General features: G+C 69.8%; 8 protein-coding genes. 5 read left to right on the top strand and 3 right to left on the bottom strand.

Annotated features, from left to right (window positions below):
* Positions 1 to 216: 216 nt before the first annotated feature.
* Together AB0I22_RS35940 and AB0I22_RS35935 are read right to left on the bottom strand one after the other, a co-directional pair.
* Complete coding sequence (locus tag AB0I22_RS35940; RefSeq protein WP_363135220.1) at positions 217 to 537, bottom strand: DUF6415 family natural product biosynthesis protein; 321 nt, start codon at positions 535 to 537, stop codon at positions 217 to 219.
* Entirely contained in the window at positions 534 to 1052 is a 519-nt protein-coding gene (locus AB0I22_RS35935; protein WP_363135219.1) for an ATP-binding protein, read from the bottom strand. The genes AB0I22_RS35940 and AB0I22_RS35935 overlap by 4 nt, the downstream gene beginning before the upstream one ends.
* 370 nt (positions 1053 to 1422) lie before the next feature.
* On the opposite strand from AB0I22_RS35935, the gene AB0I22_RS35930 reads away from it, so the two are divergent.
* The 4 genes from AB0I22_RS35930 (at position 1423) to AB0I22_RS35915 (ending at position 5089) form a co-directional block, all read left to right on the top strand.
* On the top strand, positions 1423 to 2301 hold the full coding sequence (locus tag AB0I22_RS35930; protein ID WP_363135218.1) for a helix-turn-helix transcriptional regulator: 879 nt from the start codon (positions 1423 to 1425) through the stop codon (positions 2299 to 2301).
* A gap of 5 nt (positions 2302 to 2306) precedes the next feature.
* Complete coding sequence (locus AB0I22_RS35925) at positions 2307 to 2531, top strand: DUF397 domain-containing protein (RefSeq protein WP_363135217.1); 225 nt, start codon at positions 2307 to 2309, stop codon at positions 2529 to 2531.
* Positions 2532 to 3080: 549 nt separating this feature from the next.
* A complete protein-coding gene (locus tag AB0I22_RS35920) occupies positions 3081 to 4292 on the top strand; it encodes a cupin domain-containing protein (RefSeq protein WP_363135216.1) in 1212 nt (403 codons plus the stop codon).
* Positions 4226 to 5089: an aldo/keto reductase gene (locus AB0I22_RS35915; protein WP_363135215.1), complete on the top strand. Its 864-nt coding sequence runs from the start codon at positions 4226 to 4228 to the stop codon at positions 5087 to 5089. Before AB0I22_RS35920 ends, AB0I22_RS35915 begins: the two co-directional genes overlap by 67 nt.
* On the opposite strand, the gene AB0I22_RS35910 is transcribed toward AB0I22_RS35915, so the two are convergent.
* Positions 5070 to 5924, bottom strand: a complete 855-nt coding sequence (locus tag AB0I22_RS35910) for a hypothetical protein (RefSeq protein WP_363135225.1) — start codon at positions 5922 to 5924, stop codon at positions 5070 to 5072. The two genes, AB0I22_RS35915 and AB0I22_RS35910, sit on opposite strands and share 20 nt — an antisense overlap.
* Before the next feature lie 310 nt (positions 5925 to 6234).
* Between AB0I22_RS35910 and AB0I22_RS35905 the strand changes: the two genes are divergently transcribed.
* A complete protein-coding gene (locus AB0I22_RS35905) occupies positions 6235 to 7656 on the top strand; it encodes a transcriptional regulator (protein WP_363135214.1) in 1422 nt (473 codons plus the stop codon).
* Positions 7657 to 7803: the final 147 nt, after the last annotated feature.

Here is a 7803-nt window from a genome sequence, read left to right as displayed (position 1 = left end):
ACCCGTCACGGGCGGAGGGACCGGCCGACTGCCCGCCGCAGGAGAACTGGCAACCTCAGTTCGAACCGCGGCAGCAGCCGGTCTACTCAGCGGACGGCGCATCCCGCGCCCGCAGGTCTTCTACGATTGGCGGCAGATCCCGACGGCCGACGAACTGCCGGCGGGCGGGCAGCTCGCGGAGTGTCCGGCCGCTGCTCGCGGTTGCGCCGTTGGGAGTCACTGCTCCACCCCGCTGTACGGGAGCAGCTCCCGCAGCACCCGGGCGAGCCCGCAGGGGTAACTGCGGCTCGACGGGGCCAGTTCGACGGGCACCGCCAGCAGGGCTCGGGCCCCCCGGATCGCCAGGCGCGCGTCACGTATGCCCGCCGAGTCCGGCCACTCATCCCGCAGCCGCGCCTCGGTGAGCTGAAGCAGCCTGGTGACGGAGGCATACAGACAGTTGCGCAGACCCCGGGCCTCTACTGCGGTCAGCGGCGCATCGGAGAGGGCACAGTCGATGGCCTCGCGGACACGGACGAGATCGACGGCGGTCGTCATCGGTCGCCGCTCTCTGCCGCTGCCGACACTTGGAGGGTGGCGAAGGTGTGCTTCCCGTCGGCGCTGGTTCCCCAGGTGTCGAACAGCTCCTCGACCAGGATCAGTCCCCGGCCGTGCTCATCATCGAGGGAAGGTTCCAGGCGTTCTGGGCGCGCCGGGGTGCCGTCGCAGACGACGATGTATAGCGTGCCGTCGGCGGCGTACATCATGTAGAGACTGACATCGCCATGGGCCATGGCGTTGGTGACCAACTCGCTGACCACCAGCACCACGTCGTCCGCAACCGCCTCCAGGCCCCAGTGAGCGAGTATGCGGCGGCACGCCTCGCGGTACAGGCGGACCAGCTTGGGGCTGATCTCGGTCGCCAGGATCATCTCCCGAGAACTCCGCGGCCACGTGGCCTCAGCCATCGGCGGTTCGTGCGTCTCCAGGCTCCTTGCGTAGGGGGGTGGGCCTTCCTCGCGGCGGGGAGTGGCGGCGAAGGCGGTTTCCTCCAGTTCCTCCAGCACGGTCATGCGAGGCTCCTCCACGGCGATACGGGTGGCTCCGCCCGAGGCGGGGGTACATAGCGGCCACGGCGCGTTCCTCAACGAGATCGGGTGGCGCTGAGGAAGTTGCTCAGACTCCGCGAAAGTGGTCGGGCAAGCCTGAACAATCGGCACATGCAGCGGGGGTGCTCGCTGGCCGCTGCACGACAGCTTGCCAGCAGAAGCGATACCGTGGGACATCCACCGCAGAATTCTGCATCGGACTTTGAGCGGTGAACTCCGTTATCCCGTGGGAGGGTTCGCGCGAGGCCGGAATCGTTCGCGCTGCTGCGGGATATGCGTTGCCAACGTGGAACATCCCAGGTCAGACTGATAGCTAACACCGGGAGGAACCAAGATGACCGGGCCGATCGAGTCGGCAACACCAGCACTGTGTCGGTTCATTCTCGGCAGCGAGCTACGTCGGCTGCGGATCGAGTCAGCCATGACGGCAGCCGCAGTCGCCAAGCGGTTTCACTGGGGAGCTTCCAAGGTGAACCGCTTGGAGACGGCAGCCAATGGCAGGGTCCCGGTGCTCGATGTCCGGGTGCTGTGCCAGTTGTATGGGGCATCGGCGGAGACAACGGCGATGTTGGAGGGGTATGCCCAGGTCACGACGAGCAATCGGGACTGGTGGCAGTCTGAGGAGTACCGACCTGTCATCAAGCCGGGGTTCAAAGCGTTCTTGACAGTGGAATCCACAGCACAATCCACGCACACCTACGAGAGCGAGTTCGTCCCGGGGCTCTTGCAGAACGAAGCCTACGTTCGCGCGATTCACCAGCGCGGTCACACAGGGCTCGATGAGGAGACCATCGACAAGCTCGTCGCCGTACGAGTAATGCGACAGGAGGCGCTCCAACGCACCCTGGCTCCCCTCAAGCTGACGGCGGTCATCAACGAGGCTGTGCTGCGCCGGAGGGTGGGTGGCCCTCGGGTCATGCGTGACCAGCTCCTACACATGATCGAACTGGCTGCGCTTAGCAACATCAAGTTGCAGGTCGTGCCGTTCTCGATCGGGGTACATCCCGGAATGAACGGTCCCTTCGCCACTTTCAGGTTCCGTGACAGCGCCTTCAAACCGATCGTCTACGTCGAGAACCTGGCGTCGGCAGGCATCAGCCGCCGAGAGGACGACGTGGAGAAGTACGAAGAGGCGTTCAGCGACCTTCAAGCTGTCGCACCGGGGCCCGAAGAGTCCCTGAAAATGATCGAACAGGCAAGCAAGGAGCTTTGATACTGATGTTCACACCCAGGGCCGACAACCTGGCCGGGGCTGTCTGGTTCAAGTCCAGTTACAGCAACAACCAGGGCGGCAACTGTGTCATGGGCGCTCGCATGGACGACGGGATAGCCGTATGTGACTCCAAGAACCCGGCAGGCCCCGCACTGCTGTTCAGCGGATCGGCCTGGGCTGAGTTCGCTTCCGCCCTCAAATCAACGGGGCTGGGCGAACGGCAGTACTAGCCGACGCGCACACCGGCTGTCGGGCGGGGCTCTCTCTATTGAGGGCCCCGTCGTCGTGCGCATGCCGATGGCCCGCGGGTCAACGGCAGGAGCAGGTTGCCCTTCGGCTCGCCCTGCTGGTGATCTGCGACGGCAACCCCCGGCAGCGTCGAGGCGGATCGCTTCGACGCACTGAGTGAGCCCGTGCGCTCTTGCCGCCGTACACGCTCTCAGCGCACAGTGTTTTTGCCAGGCCCGAATTCCCGCTGTCGCGCGGGGCGTTGGCTTGTCCATCCAGAGAACTGGAGGGAGTGCAGGCAATGGAAGATGCACCCGTAGCACCCGCACGTCGTGAGGCTCTGGTTCGGGCGGTGGAGGCCCTGACGAGTGTGCAGGACCGGTTCGACACCAGCCGCTCCGACCCGCCGCCCCATGCGACCGGCGACGCGCAGCCGGACGGTGACGGCCTGAACCACCCCGCCGAGTGAGAGGTGTCCAGGAGCCCCACGGCTCCCCCGCTCGCAGGCTCCTGTACGGACATGCCCCACCGCCCGACATCAGGGAGAGCGCGTGCAACACCGGCTGGTCAGTGCTGTCGAGAAGGCGCTCGGGTGGAACGGGACCGGCCCGCTCGGCACCGGGTTCGTCCGCGGCCACATCAGCGACCCGGGCCTGATCGAACGGCTGCTCACGCCGTCGCGGTTACTGGACCTGATGATGCGGCGCAGCGTCGCGCACCCGCAGATCCGCGCGTTCCGGGACGGCGAGCAGCTGCATACCGACACCTACCTCACCACCCAGACCACGCGCCGTGGCCAGACGGTTCCCATGGCCAACATGCGGCGTCTGGGGCAACTCCTCACGGCCGGGGCCACGCTGGTTCTGGACCAGGCCAACGTCTTCGACCCGACGATGGAGGTCGCCTGCCGCGCCGTGCAGTGGTGGGCGCGCGAGCGCGTCCAGGTCAACGTCTACCTGACGACGAACGACGCATCGGGCTTCAATCTGCACTGGGACGATCACGACGTGCTGGTCGTCCAGCTCTCCGGCGAAAAGACGTGGGAGGTGCGCGGGGCGTCCCGGCCGGTGCCGATGTACCGTGACGCGGCTCGCAACGACGAGCCGGGCCAGGACAGCGTCTGGTCAGGGGTGATGCGGGCCGGGGACGTGATGCACATCCCCCGCGGCTACTGGCACCAGGCCACCCGCACCGGCCAGGGTGCCGGACACAGCCTGCACATGACCCTCGGCATCACCCAGCGCACCGGCGTGTCCTGGCTCGCCTGGCTGGCCGACTGGTCCCGCGAGAGCGAACTGTTCCGCCACGACCTGGACCGCTGGGCAACCGCCGACGCGCAACACCGGCAGCAGCAGGGCCTGGCCGAAGCCGCCGCCCGCCTCATCGAGGCCCGCGGCACGGCGGAGTTCCTGGACGCCGTCCAGCACGACGCCGGCCCGGCCCGGCACGTGCCGTTCGTCGCCGCCTTCGGCCCCCTGGAGGGGGCCGTGTGCATCACCGAGTTCCCGCCCCGGATCCGCGAGCTCGGCGCGGAGGTGGAGGTGACCGCGGCGGGCAAACGCCTGGTCTTCGACCCGAAGGCGGTGCCCGCGCTGCGGCTGCTGCTGAGTGGCCGGCCCGTACGGCTGGAGGAAGCCGCCGCCCGCGCGGTCGCGGAGGTGATGACGGTCGCCGAGATCCTGGTCGAGGAGGAACTGTGCGCACCGCTGACCCCCGAATTGTCCTCGGGCTACACCGGACTCGTCCCACCCGCGCCCTGCTGACCGCAGCTCTGAACCTCGGCGTCACTGCCCTGGACACCGCCTTCAACTACGGCAGCTTCGCCTCCCACACCACCCTGGCGCAGTACAGCGACCTGCTCCCCGAGTTCGGCATCTCCACGAAGGTGGGCTTCTTCCCGGGAGGGTCCGGCGGCGCGGAGCACAGCCTCGCTCCCGAGCGGCTGCGCGCGGCCGTCGAGCAGTCCGCACGGGAGCTGGGGCGTGAGCCCGACACCGTGCTCCTGCACAACCCGGAGCGCGCCCTGCACCACCGCCCGCCGGAACATGGTCACGAGCTGCTGGCCGCCGCGTGCGCCGCCCTGGCCCGCGCGAGGGCAGACGGCCTGTGCCGCTCGTGGGGCATCGCCACCTGGAACCCGGCCCCGCTGCTCGCCGCGTACGGCCGTGACCTGCCTGTCCTGCCCGTCCTCATGGTGCGCGCCGGCCTGCTGGTGGGCATCGCCACACTGGACGCCGCCGACGCCCTGACCAAGCGGTGGCGGCCGACGGCACGGTGGGGGATGAGCCCGTTCGGCGGGGACGCCGGCGCGCCGGTGTGGCAGCGGGTCGCCGCGCACGCCTTCCTCCAGGACCCCAGCGCGAGCATGTCACCTGCCGCGGCCGCCTTCCGGGCGGCCTACCGCCTGCCCGAGGTAAGCGCCATCGCCGTCGGGACCACGAACCCCGAACACCTCAGGGACCTGCACGCCGCGCTGCGCATCCCGGTGGAGGACGCCGCGGTGGCGCACTACCGGAGCCTGCTGCGCGAACGGGCGGTCGTCACCGGAGTTCCGCGATGAGCTGTCGAGCCGCCGTACGGGCAGGTTCCAGCTTGGGGTCAGCCACGTCAGCGTAGGGCCCGGCGATCTTCGCGCAGGCGAACAGCATCATCAGCCGGCCATCCCGACTCCCCAGATCCGCACGCCGCTCGTACCGCACCCGTCCGGCCAGCTCCGGCACCGCCAGCGACGCCGCCCACAGCGAAGCCGCATCCAGCCCCCGCGGCGCCGCGCCCCAGTCCTCCCAGTCGAAGAGGCAGCAGGTCGGGCCGGTGACGTTTGCCCAGTTCAGGTCAGCGTGCGCCGGATGCCAGCGTTCGACGGTCGTATCCACCGCCGCGCCGAAGGCGTCGGTGATCAGGCTGGTGACGCCCTCCTGTGTGATGGTCACGGTGTCCGGCGTCGCCACCCGGGTCGTCGCGGCCCGGGCGAGTGCGTCCAGCGACGAGTTCAGCGTCCGCCACCAGGAGTCCGGCAACGTCGGAGCCGCGGTGAGGGTACCCCCTGCCGGCTTGACCGGCGCGTCCGGCAGCAGCGTCGTCTCATCCGCCCGCCATACCGCCGAGCCGTCCGGGGCGCGCCAGGCCAGTCCGGCAAGCCACTGCGGCATCGCGACCCCGGTCAGCGCAGCCGCGGCCTCGGTGCCGTTCCAGCCCTGCCCGTCAATCCGGCCTGCCGCACGGCGCTCCACCCGGACCCAGGTATCACGCTCCGTCCGCACGCCCACGCTGCGGCGCTTGCGTACCATCGTGCTCCGCTCCAGCCGCGTCCCGAGACCCTGTTCGACTCGGTCGAGGACATCATCGACGGGCTGTCTTCTGAGATCGACGACGGGCTGGGGAGTCACTCGCCCAATGTGACACAGCAGGGGCAGAACGAGCCGCTTGCCGCCGCCGGAGCGAGCGCCGGCTGATCAGCGGAACGCTCCATACGGCAAGCCTCCGCTGGCACATTGCTGGAATACATATGTTCGATGATGGGTCAGGTGGGTCACGACGTAGCGGTGCTGGGTGCAGCTAAGGGCGGTGGCTTCATCGGCGGACACCGCGGCACCGCCCCGGCGCGCGAACCGACGAACAACCGGCGAAACCACGAGCGTTGTTCCTGCCAGATGCCGCACGCCGTACGCTCGGAAGGTTCGTCGGCACTTTGGCGGAAGGGCCCCGATGGGACAGACCGGCGGCCGGTTGCCCAACACCCTCCTGAGCCACTTCATGGACCGGGCCCAGCTCTCCAACGCCCAGCTCGCGCAGGCGGTCACCGCGGGGGCGCGGGCCGCAGGGCACCGGCACATCAACCCGGACGAGAGCCGGGTACGGCGCTGGCGCGCAGGGGAATGCCCGCGACCGCCCGTGCCGCTGCTCATCGCCCAGGTCCTCGGGGCCCGGCTGGCACTGCCGCTCACCCCGGCGGACGTGGGCCTGCCCGGGCCGCAACAGCTCCCCGGCCACGGCGCCGATCTGCCGTGGCAGCCGGCCTCCACCATCGCCGCCATCGCTGCCCTGACCCGGAGTGACCTGATGCTGCCGCACACCCGCACCAGCCACGACGCCGCACAGATCCACAGCGCCGACGCCCTCCTGGAACCGCTGCGCCGCTGGCCCTCCGCGAAGCCTGCCACCCTGCCGAACACCACGGCCCGCCCCGGCATGCTGGGCACCGCCCAGGTCGAATCGATCGAGGCGCTGACCGCCGCCTTCCGCGACGCCGACAACCAGCACGGCGGCGTGCTCTCACGCCGGGCCGTCGTGGCGCAGATGAGCGAGATCAACGATCTGCTCGCCACCGCCTCCTATACCGAAGCCACCGGCCGCCGCCTCTTCCGCGCCGTCGCCGACCTGGGCAGCGTCGCCGGATGGATGTCCTTCGACGCCGGAGCCCACGTCAGCGCCCAGCGCCTCTTCGTCACCGCGGTGCACGCCGCCAGCGAAGGCGGCGACCGCCAACTCGGCGCGCACATCCTCCAGTGCATGGCCCGCCAGATGTCCCACCTCGGATATGTCGAAGACGCCCTCGAACTCGTCGCCCTCGCCCAGTACGGAGCCCGTCGGCATGCCGGTCCCGGCACCCGCGCCATCCTCGCCGCCCTCCACTCCCGCTTCAGCGCCATGCGCGGCGACCTGGAAGAGAGCCAACGGGCCGCCGGGGAAGCCGAAGACGCCTTCGCCCGCATCCGCCCGGACGACGAGCCGCCGCACACCGCCTTTTTCGACGAAGCGGAACTCTGCGCCACCCTCGGCGTCGCCCATCAGATCGCCGCCAAACACGCCTCCGGCCCCCACCGCACCCAACGCGCCGACCAGTCCCTCACCCTGCTGAACAACGCCCTGCGCCTGCGCCCCGCAGGCCGCGTCCGCTCCCGCGCCTTCGACCACATCGGCCTCGCCCGCACCCACCTGGCCGTCGGCGAACTGGCCGGAGCCTGCCAGGAAGCGACCACCGCACTCACCATCGCCGAGGGCCTGCACAGCACCCGCATCGCCGACCGCCTCAGCGAACTCCACGAAGAAACCGAACCCCACGCCGCCAGCGGCGACATCTGCGCCCTGCGCGAGCGCCTGGAAGACGCGGTCTCCACCGCACGTTGAACGGAGACGCTCCCGTCTGCTCGCCCACCTCGGCTGCGTGGAGGCCGAACAGGCAGCCACCGACCTTCGATCCCCGGCACCCCCTGCTGCCCCTGCACCGTGGCCCCACCGGTGACGGGGCGGGGCATGGCGGCGGGCGGCGCGCTG

Origin of the sequence: Streptomyces sp. NPDC050610, from assembly GCF_040654875.1 — a bacterium.
Taxonomy (GTDB): domain Bacteria; phylum Actinomycetota; class Actinomycetes; order Streptomycetales; family Streptomycetaceae; genus Streptomyces.
The sequence above is the reverse complement of the archived record's forward strand: the minus strand, read 5'-3'. Positions and strand labels throughout refer to the sequence as shown.

Coding starts and splice junctions, on each gene's coding strand:
- AB0I22_RS35940 (WP_363135220.1), bottom strand. CDS start 537: ATGACGACCGCCGTCGATCTCGTCCGTGTCCGCGAGGCCATCGACTGT.
- AB0I22_RS35935 (WP_363135219.1), bottom strand. CDS start 1,052: ATGACCGTGCTGGAGGAACTGGAGGAAACCGCCTTCGCCGCCACTCCC.
- AB0I22_RS35930 (WP_363135218.1), top strand. CDS start 1,423: ATGACCGGGCCGATCGAGTCGGCAACACCAGCACTGTGTCGGTTCATT.
- AB0I22_RS35925 (WP_363135217.1), top strand. CDS start 2,307: ATGTTCACACCCAGGGCCGACAACCTGGCCGGGGCTGTCTGGTTCAAG.
- AB0I22_RS35905 (WP_363135214.1), top strand. CDS start 6,235: ATGGGACAGACCGGCGGCCGGTTGCCCAACACCCTCCTGAGCCACTTC.